This window comes from Demequina pilifera (assembly GCF_048814985.1).
Classification (GTDB): Bacteria; Actinomycetota; Actinomycetes; order Actinomycetales; family Demequinaceae; genus Demequina.
Genome location: NZ_JBMDTW010000003.1, coordinates 219362 through 236742 on the forward strand (window position 1 = coordinate 219362; position 17381 = coordinate 236742).

The following is a 17381-nucleotide window of genomic DNA, read 5'->3' on the forward strand; positions in this document are numbered from 1 at the left end:
ACGGGCGCCACCGCCAGCGCCGTCGATCCTCATCCTCATCGACACGCGCCCTGGAGGTGCCATGGCCGTCGACGCTGAAACCGTCACGCCCCCACAGACCAGCACGAGCACTGGCGATGGTCGCGGACCCTCGCCCGTCATGATCCTGCTCGTGCTCATCAGCACGCTCGGCATCCTCGTGTACACCGGGTTCCTGCTGGACCCGAGCAACCGGGGCGACCTCGTGCCCTACATCATGGTGATCACCGCCGAGTCGGTGCTGGTCTTCCACGCGCTGCTGGCCATGTGGACCATCCTGTCGGCGAGCCAGAGCCCGGAGCACTTCGCCTCCCACCGCGCCAAGCGCTCCCTCTTCGAGCCCGCGGACGATCGCGCGCCCCAGGACAGGCCGCTGACCCTTGAGGGGCGGCGCGTGGACGTCGACGTCTTCATCACCGTGTACGGAGAGGACCTGGATGTGGTGCGGCGCACCGCGACCGCGGCACTCGCGATGCACGGCCGTCACCGCACCTGGATCCTCGACGACGGGCGATCGGACGACGTGCGCGCTCTCGCCGCGGAGATCGGGGCGCGTTACGTGCGCCGGCTCAGCTCCGGCGGCGCCAAGGCGGGCAACGTCAACCACGCGCTGACCTTGGCCAAGAGCGAGTTCTTCGCGATCTTCGACGCGGACTTCGTCCCCCACCCCACCTTTCTCACCGAGACCGTGCCGTTCATGGTCGACGAGTTGGTGGCGTTCGTTCAGACGCCCCAGGCGTACGGCAATCTTCACACCACCGTCGCACGCGGCGCCGCGTACATGCAGGCGGTCTTCTACCGATTCATCCAGCCAGGGCGCAACCGGTTCAACGCGGCCTTCTGCGTCGGCACCAACGTGCTCTTCCGGCGCGCGGCGATCGACGACGTCGACGGCATCTGCACCGACTCCAAATCGGAGGACGTGTGGACGTCTCTCGCGCTCCACGAGCGCGGCTGGCGATCGGTGTTCATCCCCGAGGTGCTCGCCATCGGAGAGGCCCCGGACACGATCGAGGCGTACTCCAAGCAGCAGCTGCGATGGGCCACCGGCGGATTCGAGATCCTGCTGACTCGCCTCCCGCTGGTCAACCGTCGGCTCACCATGGACCAGCGCATCCAGTACTTCGTGACGGCCTCGTTCTATCTGACGGGCATCAGCCCGCTGCTGCTGATCCTGGTGCCGCCGCTCGAGATCTACTTCGACCTGCGACCCATGAACCTGTCGCTCACGGTGCTCACCTGGGCGCTGTACTACTGCGGCTTCTACGCGATGCAGATCGTCCTCGCGTGGTACACGCTCGGCTCCTTCAAGTGGGAGACGCTGACGCTCGCCGCGGTGAGCTTTCCCATCTACGTCAAGGCGTTCGTCAACGCGTTCACGGGGCGAGACGTCGGCTGGCAGTCGACCGGCACCGCCCGCGGCCAATCGCCGTACAACTTCATCGTCCCCCAGCTGCTGTTCTTCCTGTTCCTGGTGCTGACAAGTGGCGTCGCGATCTGGCGGGACGTCGACAACGGGGTCTTCACCCTCGCGACGGCGTGGAACATCACCAACACCGTCATCCTGGGGGCGTTCGTCAACGCGGCTCGACGCGAGGCGCGTGCGCTCCGGAAGGGCCGGGCGCTGTCGCCGCGCCCGGGCGCACCCGACCCCGCGCCCCCGCAAGGTCCCCGGACCGTTGTCGCCCGTCCGGAGGGCGACGCGGCCATCCAGGCCGCGCGGCAGCCCGCGGCCACAGGTCAGACCGCGCGCACCCGTCGCGCACGACGAGAGAAGGAGCTGGTCCGATGACCTGGCGCAACCGACTCAAGCTGGTGTTCGGCACCATCGTGGTGCTCGCGGTGGTGGCGGCGGCGACGCTCGTGTTCAACCAACGTCAGACGCAGGTGACGAGCGCGAGCGCGTCCATCCTCGCCGCCTCCTATGCGGTGGGCACCGACTACAGCGGAATCGTCACGACCTCGCACGTCAAGCCCGGAGACACCGTCTACGAGGGCCAGCGGATGTTCGAGGTGCAGAGCCTGCAGCTCGCGAGGGATCTGGACACCGGAGCCGTGTCGGCCATCGAGGCGTCGGTCCAGGACGACGGCATCCTCATCGTGCGCGCGGGGGTCGACGGCACCGTCGCAGAGGTGATGGTGAACAGCGGCTCCTACGCCTCCCCCGGCGACGTGCTGGCCAGCATCGACGCGGACGGCACGATGTTCGCGGTCGCGGAGTTCGTGCTCACGCCCCGGGACTTCGGGCGACTCGAGGACTCGGCGACCGTCGATCTGCGCCTGCCTGACCAGCGCGAGCTCTCGGGCACCGTCGAGGATCTCACGGTCGAGACCGTCGACGGCGTCGCGCACGTCAGCGCCCGCATCGCGTCGGAGGACCTTGGCCGGACCGACGGCGACGCCCTGGTCAAGCCGGGGACGCCGCTCGCCGCCACCCTGCAGCTCAGGGACGACGGTCCGTTCGCGGGAGTCAATGACATGGTGAACGATCTGGCCGAGAGGGTCGGGCTGTGAAGTCGCCCCGCGCCCCCGCTGCCCTGGCGACATGCGTCGCCATCGCTGCCGGCGCATCGGCCTGCGACGGGGGCGCGGCGGCCGAGCAGCCCGTGATGTCCCCCTCGCCGGCGGACGTCGCTGTGCTCGCGGAGGACTCCACTGCCGTGGACGTGGCGACGCGGCTGGGCGACGGCGCCATTGCGCCCACCAACCGCTGGTACTCGTCCCTCGCCTTCGGAGAACCAGGGCTCCCCGTGTTTCCCAAGCCCCTGTCGGTGGCAACCATCGACGGGGGCCTCACGCTCGGCCTCACCACTCCAGGGGACAGCGCCGATGCGATCCTCGCCCCGGCGCGCGGCGACATCACGGTCGCGATCACGGGCGCATCCGGGCATGGCGTCGTCAGCGCCGCCGGCCCCGTGAGCGTCACGGTCACCTGGGGTGACGCGAGCATGTCGCTCGCCCAGGGCTGGCCCGTCGTGGGGCTCACGGCCGGCCCGGCCGTCGAGGCGGAGCTGAGCGTCGCCTTCTCCGCCACGGGCGGAGGGGTCGCCACCGCCGTCGTCGACAGACGAGAGTACGGACTGCTGATCGAGGGCGGCGAGGTGGACGGCACGGCGCTGAGCCTCGAGGAGGGCGGCACGGCCCAATTCTTCGCGGTGCCCGACGGGGGTGAGGCCGACGCATTCGGGGACGCGCTCGGAGACGTGGTGACGGGCGTGGAGTGGTCGGGCTGGGCGGGACAGGACGTGGCCACGACGAGCCTCGACTACGGCACGCCGACCGTCGTCGCGATGCCCGAGTCTCGGGCGGACAAGGCCCAATGGGGATGCGATCTCGGCACCTACGCCACGATCAACGGTCCGTACGCGGTGTGCCACATGCAGGAGGCCCGGTGGGACGTCGGCGCCGTGGCGCCCCGCGACGCGCTCGAACTGGAGGGGGTGGCGGATTCGCAGCGTGCCGCGATTCGCGACGCGTTGATCGCGGACGTCGCGACAGCGCCCGAACTCCCGGCCGACACGTACTTTGGCGCCAAGGCGCTCTCCCGCCTCGCGAACCTGCTCACGATCGCCCGCTCACTCGGGGAGGACGCGATCGCTGCCGACCTTGCGGCGGTGCTCACCGAGCAGCTGCGCATGTGGGCGGACCCGGATCGATGCGCGACCGCGGCGGATCGCTGCTTCGTGTACGACTCGACCCTCGAGGGCGTGGTGGGCTACGCCGCGGCGTTCGGGTCCGAGCAGTTCAACGACCACCATTTCCACTACGGGTATCTCCTCCACGCGGCCGCCGTGATGGGCGCCGAATCCCCCGAGCTCGCCGACGAGATCGGCCCGGTCCTCGACCTGGTGGCGGCGGACATCGCTCATGGCGAGGGGGGACCGATGCCCGCGATCCGCACCTTCGACCCGGTCGAGGGGCACTCGTGGGCCTCCGGCTTCTCTCCGTTCGCCGACGGCAACAACCAGGAATCGAGCTCCGAGGCGGTCGCCGCCTGGAACGCCGTCGCACTGTGGGCCCAGGTGCGCGGCGACGCGGCGCTCGAGGAGCGCGCGCGCTGGCTGCTCGCCGCCGAGGCCGAGGCCGCGCGCCGACTGTGGCTCGCGCCCGACCTCTCGCCATTCGCCGGCTACGAGCACTCGATCGTGGCGCTCCAGTGGGGAGCCAAGCGCGACTACGCGACGTGGTTCTCACCCGAGCCCAGCGCGATGCTGGGGATCCAGCTCATCCCGGCGTCGCCGGCACAGGCCATGCCGCTCGCGCAGGTGGGGGCGGAGCGCATCGAGCAGGCCGTCGCCGAGGCCGCGCCGCGAGGATTCGACGTGCAGTTCGGGGACTACCTGCTGATGTATCTGGCGCTCGCCGGGGACAGTCAGCGCGCCAGCGCCTGGGAGCAGGCGATCGACCTGCCCGACACCGCGATCGACGGCGGCAACAGCCGTGCCACGATGCTCGCGTGGATCGCGGCGGCGCCGCATCGCGCGCCGGCGTCGCAGTGATGCCAGCCGCCCACCGCACCCTCGCCGGGCTGGGAGGCCGGCACCCGCATCGGCCCCTCTGCTGGGTCCGTCGGAAACAAGCCCTCCACATATGCCCTGTTCAGAGCGTCATCGGGCACATCTGAGACATTTCTGAGAGAGCCCCTGACCTACAGTGGTGATCAGGCCGTGCTCCAGACCCTGGCACTGACTGGCCCTGACTGAGCAGGGCGCCGCCCGACGGCGCCATCGCCACCGACGACGAACCGACCACTTGATCCCGGCCTACCAGCGCCGGCCAAGGCGACGTCGCCACCCACCTCTTCCCGGGCCACAGCATGCCCGCGGCCCGCCCACTTCTGGAGTGAGACATGTCTGCACCCCGAAAAGCCCATGCCCGCCCCGAGGCGTCCCTGCCGACGACGGAGACGGGCACGTCACCCAGCCCGATCATGTTCCTCACCGTGGGCGTGGCCGCTCTCGGCACCCTCCTGTACGCGGGGTTCCTGCTCGACCCCAGCCACCGCGGCGATCTGCTGCCGTACACCATGGTGATCATCGCGGAGACGGTGCTCGTGGCGCAGGCCTTCTTCGGGATGTGGACGATCCTGTCGGGCGGACACAACCCCCGCGATTTCGCGTACTTCCGCGCCAAGGACGCCCTGTACCGCGTCGACGCGCAGCACGAGCAGCGGCCACCGCACCTGTGGCCCACCCAGATCGACGGGCACGGGGTAGGCGTCGACATCTTCATCACCACGTACGGCGAGGACCTCGACGTGATCCGGGGGACAGTGCGCGCGGCGCTGAAGGTGCGCGGGAGCCACACCACCTGGGTGCTCGACGACGGTCACAGCGACGCCGTGCGGGACCTCGCGGCGGCAGAGGGCGCGCGCTACGTGCGACGACTCACCTCGGGCGGCGCCAAGGCGGGCAACATCAACCACGCGCTCACTCTCGCCAAGGGCGAGTTCTTCGCGGTCTTCGACGCGGACTTCGTGCCCAGTCCCGGTTTCCTCGAGGAGACGCTGCCGTTCTTCCACGACGCGAACCTCGCCTTCGTCCAGACGCCCCAGAGCTACGGGAACCTGCGCACGACGATCGCGCGCGGCGCCGGCTACATGCAGGCCGTCTTCTACCGGTTCATTCAGCCCGGCCGCAACCGATTCAACGCCGCCTTCTGCGTCGGCACCAACGTGATCTTCCGCCGTGAGGCCGTCGAGGACGTCGATGGCATCTACACCGGCTCCAAGTCGGAGGACGTGTGGACGTCGCTGATGATGCACGAGGCCGGCTGGAAGTCCGTCTTCATCCCGGACGTGCTCGCCGTCGGCGAGGCTCCCGAGACCATCGAGGCGTACTCGAAGCAGCAGCTGCGGTGGGCGACCGGCGGATTCGAGATCCTGTTCAACCGCAACCCGTTCCGCCGCGACGTCCGTCTCACGCTGGAGCAGCGCGTGCAGTATCTCGTCACGGCGACGTTCTATCTCACGGGGATCGCGCCGCTGATCCTGCTCATGCTGCCGCCGATGGACATCTTCTTCGACCTGCAGCCGATGACCCTCGAGACGTCGGCGCTGACCTGGTTCATGTACTACGCCGGCTTCTACGCGCTGCAGATCCTGTTCGCCTGGTACACGCTCGGCTCGTTCCGCTGGCAGACGCTGACCCTCGCCGCGGTGTCGTTCCCGATCTACGTGAAGGCCCTCGTCAATGCCCTGAGGGGCAAGGACGTCGGGTGGCAGGCGACGGGAACCACCAAGGGCGGGTCTCCGTTCAACTTCATCGTTCCGCAGGTGCTGATCTTCGTCTTTCTCGCGCTCACCTCCGTGGTGGGCATCACCAGGGACCTGGGCAACGGGTCGCTGTCGCTCGCGACTGCCTGGAACGTGACCAACACCATCATCCTTGCGACGTTCCTCGTCGCCGCAGCCCGCGAGGGCCGCCAACTGTCCACACCCGTGTCGGCCCGCAAGAAGGTCGCGCCACCCACCCGCACGGTGGTGGCCCGTCCGACCGAGCGCGCGTTCGCCCCCGTCTGGGGCCACGGCACCGCCACCCTTGAGAAGGAGTCCTCATGACCTGGGCCACCCGCTTCAAACTCTTCTTCGGCACGCTGGGCGTGCTCGTGATCATCGCCGCCCTGACGTTCGTCTACACCGAGCGCGAATCCAGCGCCACATCGCAGAGCGCCACCATCACCGCCACCGAACTGCCCATCGGCACCGACTACGCCGGCAAGATCGTCGAGCAGCACGTCGAGGAGGGCGCCCACGTCGCCGAGGGCGACGTGCTGTTCACCATCGACAGCCTCGCTCGTCAGCAGGACCTCGAAAGGGAGGCGGAAGCTGAAGAGCGCGAGGCGAAGGCCGATGCGCAAGAGGCGGAGGCTGCCGACGTGGCCAATGCCTCGTCCCCCGAGGCCGCAGCACCAGCGACAGCCTCGTCGTCGAGTTCCGATGAGGAGTCATCGGATGGCGGCGACGAGGAGTTCAGTCCGCTGTGGACCGTCACCGCGAGCGCCTACGGCACGGTGGCCGAGGTCCCCACGGCTGTGGGCGGATACGTGCCCGCAGGCGGCATCGTGGCCCAGGTCTACGAGGAGGGGTCGCTCTACATCAGCGCGGACTTCGTCCTCACCCCCCGCGACTTCGACCGCCTCCAGCTCGGCGCCCCGGTGGAGGTGCGCCTGCCGGACCGCTCCATCGTGGTGGGCTCGATCGAAGAGATCGAGGTCGCCACCGAGGAAGGCGCGGCGCGGGCCTTCGTGCGCGTGGACTCCGACGAGATCACCGACAGCGACCCCGCCGGGTTGACGGCACCCGGGACCCCCGTGACCGCCACGGTGGATCTCCGCGACGACGGCCCGCTGGCCGGACTGCGCGACGCCGCCACAGACTTCCTTGAGCAGATCGGACTATGACATGAGACGACACATCTGGGCCGCCGCGGCCGTGACGGGCGCTCTCGTCGTCCTTGCGGGCTGCGACGGCGGATCCAACGACCAGACGGAGAGCACCCCGGACCCGAGTCCGAGCACGAGCGCCAGCGCCGATGCCCCGACCGCGAGCGCCGGCGACCTCGTCGCTCCCGGCAGTGACACCGTCGCTGCACCGGGAACCGCCGACCCCTCCGTGCTTCCCACACGAGACGGCGATTCCGCCGCGACGGCGCGAGTCGCCGACGGCGTGGTCCCCCCGACCAACCGCTGGTACTCCGGCCTGGTGTTCGGCGATCAGCCCTTCGTGGCGTTTCCCGCGCCGCTGTCGTTCGCGTCGACCGACGGCGGTTTCGCTTGGGGCGTTCCTCAGGTGACTGCTGGGCCCGACACGATCGTCGGCCCGGCATCGAGCGACGTCACGGTCACAGTCGAGGGCGCGACGGGACTTCCCGTCGCGACCGCCGCGGACACCGTCGCCGTCAGTCTCGCCTACGGCGACGCGGCGGTGAGCCTCGCCGCGGGATCTCCCCTCGTGGGAGTCACCGCGACTGACGACCTGTCCCTCACGGTCGCACCCGCGCCCACCGAGGCCGGCGACGGCGTGTGGACCATGGACGCCGGTGGCCGTACGTACGGCATCGCGTCCGCGAGCGCGACCGTCGAGGGCTCGACGGTCACCCTGTCGTCGGGTGATCACCTGCAGATGTTCGCGGTCCCCGACGACGGCGACGCGGCAGCCGTCGCGGCAGCCGTGGGCGCACCCGTCGACGGCGTCGATGTGAACTACGCCCTCGATGGCGACGCCGCGACCACTGCGCTCACCTATGCGCCAGAGGGCGAGCCGACCGTCGTCGCCGTTCCACGCGAGCGCGCCGAAGGGATGGAATGCGACCTCGGCACCTACCCCTCCATCAATGGGGAGCTCGCGGCATGCTCGGCGTCGACGGTCACCTGGTCCGTGCCGGTCATCGAACCGGACCTCGGTCTCGACCTCAGTGCCATCACGGACGAGCACCGTGCGGAGATCGTCGCGGCCCTCGAGGCCGAGGCCCAGGTCGAGCCCGTGTTCCCCGCCGACACCTACTTCGGGTCCAAGGCGCTGCACCGTCACGCCATGCTGGTGACCATCTCAGACGCGTTGGGCGAGACGGACCTCGCTGACGGGTTCGCCGGCGCGCTCTCCGACCAGCTTTTGACCTGGGCGGACGCTGCAGGCTGCGACGGTCGCTCGGAGCGATGCTTCGAGTACGACGATCAGCTGCAGGGAGTCGTGGGACTCGAGGCCGCATTCGGCTCGGAAGAGTTCAACGACCACCACTTCCACTACGGCTACCTGTTGAACGCCGCCGCGGTCGCTCTCGACCGCGACCCGTCGCTCGAAGAGGACCTCGCTCCGGTCATGGACCTCGTGGCGGCCGACATCGCAAGCCCCGCAGACGCCGAGGCCTTCCCGGTGCTGCGCGCTTTCGACCCCTTCGCAGGGCACTCGTGGGCGAGCGGCTTCGCGCCGTTCGGCGACGGCAACAACCAGGAGTCCAGCTCGGAGGCGGTGCTCGCGTGGAACGGGGTGGCCGCCTGGGCCGCCGCCCGCGGCGACGAGTCGCTCGCCGACACGGCGACGTGGGCCCTGTCGGCCGAGGCAGACGCAGCGGTCAACCGCTGGCTGCGACCCGACCTTGAGGGGTTCGACGAGTACGAGCACGACATCGTGGCGCTCCAGTGGGGCGGCAAGCGGGAGCACTCGACATGGTTCAGCGCGGAGCCGAGCGCCATGCTCGGCATCGAGCTGATCCCGATGGCGCCTGTGCAACAGCACCTCGCGCCCACCGACGATGCTACGGTCGAGACCGCGCTGCGGTCGATCGAGTCTGCGGCGCCTGACGGCTACGACGTGCCGTTCGGCGACTACCTGCTGATGTACCAGGCACTCGCGGGGCCGGAGCAGGCCGCGGCGGCGTGGGACGAGGCCATCGCGCTGTCCGAGGACGGCATCGACGACGGCAACTCGCGTGCCGCCATGCTGGCCTGGATCGCCGCGGCGGAATGAGGCGGCTCGCCGCGGTGGAATGAGGCGGCTCGCCGCGGCGGTGTGATGCCGTCCGCTTGGCCCGGTCAGCCTGCCTTGCCTGGGCCCGTGTCTTGCGTCCGCTCTAAGGTGGTCGCATGAGGGACGACGCGGACCCGGGCACAGCGGCCATCGCGGTGGTGCCCGCGACCCAGGAGCGCTGGCAGGACGTCCGCGCGATCCTGGGGCCCAAGAGCCTCGACACACCCGCGTGCTGGTGTCTGGCGATGCGGCTCAGCGCAGGCGATCCGCGCATCAAGGACCAGCCCGCGAGGGCCCGCGCCGACACCCTTTACGAGCTGTGCGGGGAGGACATCCCGCCGGGCGTGCTCGCCTACAGGGAGGGGCAGGCGGTGGGCTGGTGCTCCGTGTCCCCGCGCGCGAGCTATCACCGGCTGGTCCACTCCCGCGTGATCCCCTCCCTGGACGACGAGCCCGTGTGGTCGGTGGTGTGCTTCGTCGTGAGGGCCGGCCACCGCCGGCAGGGCCTCGCGGGAGTACTCCTCGATGGCGCCGTCGACTACGCGCGCTCTCGCGGTGCCACCATCGTCGAGGGGTATCCCGCAGACACCGGCGGCGACAGAATCGATGTCGCCTCGGCCTACGTGGGCACCGCGTCGCTGTTCGAGCGACACGGATTCACCAAGGCGTCCGACACCACCTCGAAGGGCGGCGGCAAGCCGCGCGTGCTGATGAGGCGGATTCTGACCTGACCCGCAGGTGGGGCGGAACGGCGCCGGTGCCAGCACCTGCCCGACTGGCACCCGCAGGCACACCCAGCCCGCGCATCGGCCGTCGTGCCGCGCCCCCGGTGACACAATCGCCAGGTGAACGAATCCTTGAGCAGGGCCGGGCTCGCGTTCGGCGCCGGTGCGTACCTGATGTGGGGCGGATTCCCCCTACTGATGCACGCCCTCGAGCCGGCTGGCGCGGTCGAGATCACCGCGCATCGGGCGCTGTGGTCCGTCCTCGTGTGCGCGGCGATCGTCGCCGTCATAGGCGGCTGGGCGCGGCTCAAGGGGGCGGTCGCCAACCGTCGCAACCTGCTCACGCTGGCCGCTGCCGCCGTGTTCATCGCCATCAACTGGCTCATCTACGTGTACGCGGTCGTCACCGACCACGTGAACTCGGCCGCGCTCGGCTACTACATCAACCCACTGTTCACGGTGGCGCTCGGCGTGGTGTTCCTCGGGGAGCGGCTGCGCCGGTTGCAACTGGTCGCGATCGGCATCGCCGTGGTCGCGGTGCTGGTGATCGGCTTCGGACTCGGCGAGTTCCCGTGGATCGCGCTGGTGCTGGCTACGTCCTTCGGCCTGTACGGACTCATCAAGAAGAGAGTGGGCGGGAAGGTCGATGCGGTGACGGGCCTCACTGTTGAGACCGCCATCCTGGTGCCGGTCGCGGTGGCCGCGATCGTGTGGATCCACCAGTCCGGCCAGGCCACGTTCCTGGCACGCGGGGAGCCCGGGCTGGGGATCGGCCACGACGTGCTGCTGTGGTCGACCGGAGCGTTCACGGCAGGCGCGCTGCTGCTGTTCGCAGCCGGCGCGCGGCGACTGCCGCTGTACGTCACGGGCTTGCTGCAGTACATCGCCCCCACGCTGATGTTCGTCCTCGCGGTGTGGCACTTCGGCGAGCCCATGCCCCTGAGCCGGTGGATCGGCTTCATCCTCGTGTGGGTCGCGCTCGTGGTGCTGACGGTCGATGGCTGGCGGGCTCGACCGAGCCGCCGCGAGGCGAGGGTCGTGCCCGTCGAGCCGGTCTAGCGCCCTCCCCCGCGCCACTTCTGCACACACCTGGTGACGGTGGGGCTGGCGAGGGCGGTGCGACACCACATCCGACGCACCACCCACTCCTGTCACAGCCGTGTGCAGAAGTGGTGGGGGAAGTGAGGCAGGCTTCAGTCGGCCGATGCGCTTGCTTGGGTTAAGCGGCGCGCGCCACGAGGGCGTCGGCGAAGGTCAGCAACGCGTCACGCACGTCACCCTCAGGCAGACAGTCCACTGATTCCTTGGCGCGGCCCGCCCACGCGTGAGCCAGCTGGCTCGTCTCGTCGACGACATCGTGGCCACGCAGAGCGAGAACCGCCTGGTCCAGCGCGTCGTCTCCGCTGAGGTCGCCGTCAATCGCGGCGAGCAGGTCCGCATCGGCGTCGCTGCCCCGCCCCTCAGCCACACGCTTGCGCAACAGCAGTACCGGCATGGTGGGCACTCCCTCACGCAGGTCGGTTCCCGGGGTCTTGCCGGTGGTCGCGGCGTCGGAACGCACGTCGATGACGTCGTCCGCCAGCTGGAAAGCCACGCCGGCGAGCTCGCCGTATCGCGTCACGGCCTCGACCGTACGCACGTCGCAGCCCGCGAACTTGGCGCCGAACATCGCCGAGGTCGCGATCAGCGAACCGGTCTTGTCCGCGAGCACCTGCAGGTAGTGCTCGGCGGCATCCTCGCCGTCATCCGGCCCCACGGTCTCGTGGAGCTGGCCCAGGCACAGCCGCTCGAAGGTCTCGGCCTGGATGCGCACGGCCTCGGGCCCGAGCCCGGCGACCACGCGGGACGCGCGCGCGAACAGCAGGTCGCCGGTGAGGATCGCCACGGAGTTGCCCCACACCTCGTGCGCGGCCGGTGCGCCGCGCCGGGTGGGCGCGGAGTCCATGACGTCGTCGTGGTACAGCGTCGCGAGGTGGGTCAGCTCCACGACCACGGCCGCGTCCACGACCTCGGGGCGGGCACCGTCGCCGAGCTGCGCAGTGAGCAGCGTCAGCATGGGCCGCAGCCGCTTGCCGCCCGCGTCCACGAGGTGACGGGAGGTGGCGTGCGCGAGCCGATCCGACTGCGCGACCGCGTCTCGCAACCGCTCCTCGACGATCGCGAGCCGCGGGGTGAGCGCCTCCTCGAGCGCCGGGGAGCCTAGCGGCAGCGCCATCAGGTCACGCCCCCAAGGAGACCAGGAGCACGGCCGCGTCCTCGAACAGTCCGAGGATCGGCGCGGGCAGGATCCCGAGCAGCACGGTCGCAACCGCGGTGACCCAGATCACGATCCTGGCAAGCGGGCTATCGTCGACGTCGATGTCCTGCTCGGCGCCCTCGGGCACGTCCGTGAGGAACATCAGCACGACGAGCCGCACGTAGAAGAAGGCCGCGACCGCGGAGGCGATCACCGCGATCAGCACGAGCGGCCAGGCGTCGCCCGCGATCGCCGCGGAGAACGCCTCGAACTTCCCGACGAATCCGGCGGTGAGCGGGATGCCCGCGAAGGACAGCAGGAACAGGCTCATCGCGCCGGCGAGCAGCGGCGAGCGCTTGCCGAGCCCCGCCCACTGACCCAGGCGGAGAGCCTCGGACCCCACCGCGCCGTCCTCGTTCCGCTCCCTCACCTGCGTCACGACCGCGAACGCTCCGATCGACGCCAGGCCGTATGCGAGCAGGTAGAACGGCAGGGCGCTCAGCGCCTCGCCCTCGAGGCCCGCGAACGCGACCAGGATGAACCCGGCGTGCGCGACGGAGGAGTAGGCGAGCATGCGCTTGATGTCGGTCTGCACGAGTGCGAGCACCGTGCCGAGAGCCATCGACGCGATCGCAGCCGTCCAGAACAGCCAGCTGAGCTCCCATTCGAGAGGGTGCAGCGACGTGTACATGATGCGCAGCAGTGCGGCGGCCGCCGCCGCCTTGGTGGCCGCGGCCATGAATCCCGTGACCGGCGTGGGGGCTCCCTGATAGGCATCGGGGGTCCACGAGTGGAACGGCACCGCGCCGATCTTGAACAGCAGGCCGGCGACGATCAGCACCGCGCCGGTGATGAGGATCGGGTCACGGTCTCCCGCCATGGAGATGACGGACGCGACCGCGGAGTAGGACGTGAAGGTCGTGGCGCCGTAGACGAGCGCGGCGCCGAACAGGAAGATCGCGGAGGAGAAGGCGCCGAGCACGAAGTACTTGAGCGCCGCCTCCTGCGACAGCAGTCGGCGCCGGCGTGACAGCGCCACCAGGATGTACAGCGGCAGCGAGAACACCTCGAGCGCCACGAACAGGAAGATGTAGTCGGTGACCGACGTGAACAGCATCATGCCGCCCACCGCGAACAGCCCCAACGGGAACACCTCGGTGAGCTGGAGTCCCTTGCGGCGTGCAAGCGTCTCCTCCATCGAGCCGGGAGCGGCGGACCCGAGGGCAGTGAAGGCCTCCTCGCCGGCGCGCGTGCGCGCGGCGAACAGGATCACTCCGAGGATGCCGAACACGAGGAGCATCGACTGCCACGCGAGCGCCTGGCGGTCCACGGTGATCATCTGATCCATCACCACGGTGCCGGCCCCGTCGAGCAGCGCCCATTGTATCGCCGCGACGCCCAGAGCGGCCGCGAGGGAGAACAGCGACACGATGAGCTGGACCACGCGGCGAGTGGCCGGGGTGCGGATGAAGGCCTCGATCAGGATGGCGGCCGATGCGGCGCCGAGCACGATCAGGATCGGCGCCAGCGGCGCCCATGAGATCTCGGGGGTCACGAAGTTCACGCGCCGGCCTCCTCGATGGTGACCTGGGCGACCGCATCAGCCGCGGGCGCGCTCAGGTAGTCGATGGCGATCCCCGGCAGGAAGCCCAGCAGCAGCATCAGCGCGATGAGCGGCCAGGTCACGAGCCGTTCGCGGGTGGACAGCTCCCGCGCCTGCCCCAGGTCGGCCCGGGGTGGTCCGGTGAACACCTTCTTGTAGGTCAGCAGGATGTACAGCGCGGCGAGCACTACCGACAGCGCGGAGATGATCACCGCGGCGGCCGCCACAGGGAAGGCGCCGATGAAGACCATGATCTCGGACACGAACGGGGACAGTCCCGGCAGCGACAGCGCCGACAGGCCGACGATCAGGAAGGTGCCGGCGAACACCGGGACCACCTTCTGAAGTCCTCCGTACGCTTCGACGTCGGCCGTCCCGTAGCGCGCGACCAGGAACCCCACGAGGAGGAACAGCGCGCCGGTCGACAGCCCGTGGTTGAACATGTAGAAGGCCGCGCCTTCCATCGAGGTCGCCTGGAAGGCGAAGATCCCGAGCACCATCACGCCGAAGTGGCTGACGGACGTGAAGGCGACCAGGCGGAACATGTTCCGCTGGCCGATCGCGAGCAGCGCGCCGTACACGACCGAGATCACGGCCAGCACGATGATCACCGGCGCGGCCCACCGGGCCGCGTTGGGGAACAGCGCGAGGCACAGCGTGATCATGCCGAACGTGCCGATCTTGTCGAGCACCGCCACCAACAGCGCGGTGGTCCCCGCGCGGGCGGACTCGGCCACGTCGGGCAGCCACGTGTGCACCGGCACCATCGGGGCCTTGATCGCGAACGCGAGGAAGAACGCGAGGAACATCAGGCGTTCGGCGTTCACGGGCAGGTCCAGACCGGTGAGGTTGTCGGTGAGGAACGCCTGCTCTCCGCCGGGTCCCACGAAGTACAGCGCCACGACTGCGACGAGCATCACGAGGCCGCCGAGCAGCGAATACAGCAGGAACTTCACCGCGGCGTAGCGGCGCTGGGCGCCACCGAAGCCGCCGATCATGAAGTAGATCGGGATCAGCATCGCCTCGAACAGCACGTAGAACAGGAAGACGTCCCGCGCCGCGAAGATGCCCACCATGAACGCCAGGCTCAGCAGAATCAGCGCCAGGTAGTGGCGCCGGCGGGACTCGTCGGCGTCCTCTCGCCACGCGGCGAGAATCGCCAGCGGCGTCAGGATCACGGACAGCGCGATCATCAGCAGCCCCAGGCCGTTGACGCCGAGCGCCCAGCTGGTGCCGATCTGCGGGATCCACGAGTAGACCTCGGAGAACTGGAAGGCCCCCGCATCGGACTTGTCGAACTGCAGCGCCATGACGGCGAACAGCGCGAGCTCGAGGCCGGTGACGGCGAGCGCGATCTCGCGCGCGCGGCTGCGCGCCGATGCGGGCAGGGCCCACAGCAGCACCGCACCCACGACCGGCACGGCGACCAGGATGGTCAGGAACGGGAACACTTACAGACCTCCCACGACGATGATGAGAGCGACGATCACGAGACCCACGAGCATGGTCGCTGCGTACGAACGCACCTGGCCGCTCTGCAGGCGGCGCGAGGCCTCGCCCAGTCCGGCCCAGCCACGCGCCTGCTTGTTGACGGCGCCGTCGACCACGGTCGCATCCAGGTAGACCAGGGTGCGGGTGAGGTGCTGGCCGGGACGCTGCAGGGCCGCGCGGTTGACCGAGTCCTGGAAGAAGTCGTTGCGCGCGGTGATGGTGGCGAGCGACGCCACGGAGGCATCCTCCGCGACCGGGCGGCGGCCGTACTTGAGCCACGCCAGCGCCACGCCCGCGATCACGAGGATCAGCGTCGCCGCGATCAGCACGGGCACCGGCAGCACCGGATCGTGGTGATCCGCGGGGCCCGTCACCGGCTCGAGCCAGTGCGTGAAGCGGTCGCCCGAGGCGAGGATGAGTCCGAGGAACGCGGAGCCGACCGCGAGGATGATCATCGGCACGGTCATGAGGGCCGGGCTCTCATGCGGGTGCTGATCGTCCGTCCAGCGCGCCTTGCCGTGGAAGGTCATGAAGAACAGTCGCGACATGTAGAACGCGGTGAGCCCGGCGCCGATCAGCGCCGCCCCGCCGAGTACCCACGGCTGCCATCCCTCGCCCACGAAGGCGGCCTCGATGATCTTGTCCTTCGAGTAGAAGCCGGAGAACGGCGGGAGGCCGAGGATTGCGAGCCAGCCCAGACCGAAGGTCACCCAGGTCACTGTCATCACTCCACGCAGCGCACCGAAGCGGCGCATGTCGACCTGGTTGTCCATCGCGTGCATGACCGATCCGGCGCCGAGGAACATGCCCGCCTTGAAGAAGCCGTGAGTGACGAGGTGGAAGATCGCGAAGGCGTAGCCGATGGGGCCGAGCCCGGCCGCGAGCATCATGTAGCCGATCTGCGACATGGTCGAGGCGGCCAGCGCCTTCTTGATGTCGTCCTTCGCCATGCCGATCAGGGCGCCCATGATCAGGGTCACGGCGCCGACGAGCGCCACCACGACCTGGGCGTCGGGAGCCCCGTTGAAGATCGGCGCGGAGCGCACGATGAGGTACACGCCCGCGGTCACCATCGTCGCGGCGTGGATGAGTGCGGACACCGGAGTGGGACCGGCCATCGCGTCGCCCAGCCACGACTGCAGCGGGAACTGCGCGGACTTTCCGCAGGCCGCGAGGAGCAGCATGAGGCCGATCGCCGTCAGCTGCGCGGCGCTGGCCTCGGGAGCCTCGGCGAAGACCGTGGCGAAGTCGACGGCGCCAAAGTACGAGAACATCAGGCCCATCGCGATGATCAGGCCGATGTCGCCGATGCGGTTGACGACGAAGGCCTTGTTCGCGGCCGTCGCGTACTCGCTGCGCTGGTTCCAGAATCCGATCAGCAGGTAGGAGGCGAGACCCACGCCTTCCCAGCCGACGAACAGCAGCAGGAACGAGTCCGCGAGCACGAGCAGCAGCATCGCCGCGATGAACAGGTTCAGGTAGGCGAAGAACCGGCGTCGGTCCGGGTCGGTCTCCATGTATGCGACGGAGTACACGTGAATGAGAGTGCCGACGAACGTGATGAGGAGCACGAACGTGATCGACAGGGGGTCCACCAGCAGGCCGGCGTCGAGGTTCAGCTCGCTGCCGGGGATCCACGAGAACAGATGCACGCTGGTCGAACGCGCATCGGCCGGCTGGCCGAGCATCTGCAGGAAGGCGATGAGGCCGATGAGGAAGGCGCCGCCGGAGGCGGCGACGCCCAGCCAGTGGCCCCAAGCATCGGCACGACGGCCGGCGAGAAGCAGCACGAAGGCGCTCACCAAGGGCACGGCGATGAGCAGCCAGGTCACAGACAGCATG

Annotated in this window: 12 protein-coding genes; 8 read left to right on the forward strand and 4 right to left on the reverse strand. The window is 69.5% G+C overall.

Going from position 1 to position 17381, the window contains the following annotated elements; genetic code table 11:
• Positions 1-139 precede the first annotated feature (139 nt).
• From ACNI14_RS06300 to rarD, 8 genes are all read left to right on the forward strand, one after another.
• Positions 140-1810 carry a glycosyltransferase family 2 protein gene (locus ACNI14_RS06300; RefSeq protein ID WP_420519099.1) on the forward strand — a complete coding sequence of 557 codons (1671 nt, stop codon included), beginning with the start codon at positions 140-142 and terminating at the stop codon, positions 1808-1810.
• Positions 1807-2532 (forward strand): efflux RND transporter periplasmic adaptor subunit, encoded by a 726-nt coding sequence (locus ACNI14_RS06305; RefSeq protein WP_420519100.1) that lies wholly within the window; start codon positions 1807-1809, stop codon positions 2530-2532. Before ACNI14_RS06300 ends, ACNI14_RS06305 begins: the two co-directional genes overlap by 4 nt.
• Positions 2529-4517: a glycosyl hydrolase gene (locus tag ACNI14_RS06310; protein ID WP_420519101.1), complete on the forward strand. Its 1989-nt coding sequence runs from the start codon at positions 2529-2531 to the stop codon at positions 4515-4517. The genes ACNI14_RS06305 and ACNI14_RS06310 overlap by 4 nt, the downstream gene beginning before the upstream one ends.
• Before the next feature lie 350 nt (positions 4518-4867).
• Positions 4868-6577 (forward strand): glycosyltransferase family 2 protein, encoded by a 1710-nt coding sequence (locus ACNI14_RS06315; protein ID WP_420519102.1) that lies wholly within the window; start codon positions 4868-4870, stop codon positions 6575-6577.
• Positions 6574-7419, forward strand: coding sequence for an HlyD family secretion protein (locus ACNI14_RS06320; RefSeq protein WP_420519103.1), 846 nt, complete (start codon positions 6574-6576; stop codon positions 7417-7419). The genes ACNI14_RS06315 and ACNI14_RS06320 overlap by 4 nt, the downstream gene beginning before the upstream one ends.
• A gap of 1 nt (position 7420) precedes the next feature.
• Positions 7421-9484: a glycosyl hydrolase gene (locus tag ACNI14_RS06325; RefSeq protein WP_420519105.1), complete on the forward strand. Its 2064-nt coding sequence runs from the start codon at positions 7421-7423 to the stop codon at positions 9482-9484.
• Positions 9485-9600: 116 nt separating this feature from the next.
• Positions 9601-10215 carry a GNAT family N-acetyltransferase gene (locus tag ACNI14_RS06330; RefSeq protein WP_420519106.1) on the forward strand — a complete coding sequence of 205 codons (615 nt, stop codon included), beginning with the start codon at positions 9601-9603 and terminating at the stop codon, positions 10213-10215.
• Positions 10216-10329: 114 nt separating this feature from the next.
• Complete coding sequence (gene rarD, locus ACNI14_RS06335; RefSeq protein WP_420519107.1) at positions 10330-11268, forward strand: EamA family transporter RarD; 939 nt, start codon at positions 10330-10332, stop codon at positions 11266-11268.
• A gap of 160 nt (positions 11269-11428) precedes the next feature.
• Here the strand turns inward: rarD and ACNI14_RS06340 are convergent, their stop codons facing one another.
• The 4 genes from ACNI14_RS06340 to nuoL are packed head-to-tail and all read right to left on the reverse strand — an operon-like array spanning position 11429 to position 17380.
• The gene (locus ACNI14_RS06340) at positions 11429-12424 is read right to left on the reverse strand and encodes a polyprenyl synthetase family protein (RefSeq protein ID WP_420519108.1); all 996 of its coding nucleotides are present in this window, start codon (positions 12422-12424) and stop codon (positions 11429-11431) included.
• 4 nt (positions 12425-12428) lie between these two features.
• Positions 12429-14009, reverse strand: a complete 1581-nt coding sequence (nuoN, locus tag ACNI14_RS06345; protein WP_420519109.1) for an NADH-quinone oxidoreductase subunit NuoN — start codon at positions 14007-14009, stop codon at positions 12429-12431.
• The gene (locus ACNI14_RS06350; protein WP_420519110.1) at positions 14006-15499 is read right to left on the reverse strand and encodes an NADH-quinone oxidoreductase subunit M; all 1494 of its coding nucleotides are present in this window, start codon (positions 15497-15499) and stop codon (positions 14006-14008) included. The genes nuoN and ACNI14_RS06350 overlap by 4 nt, the downstream gene beginning before the upstream one ends.
• Positions 15500-17380 (reverse strand): NADH-quinone oxidoreductase subunit L, encoded by a 1881-nt coding sequence (gene nuoL / locus ACNI14_RS06355; RefSeq protein WP_420519112.1) that lies wholly within the window; start codon positions 17378-17380, stop codon positions 15500-15502.
• Position 17381: the final 1 nt, after the last annotated feature.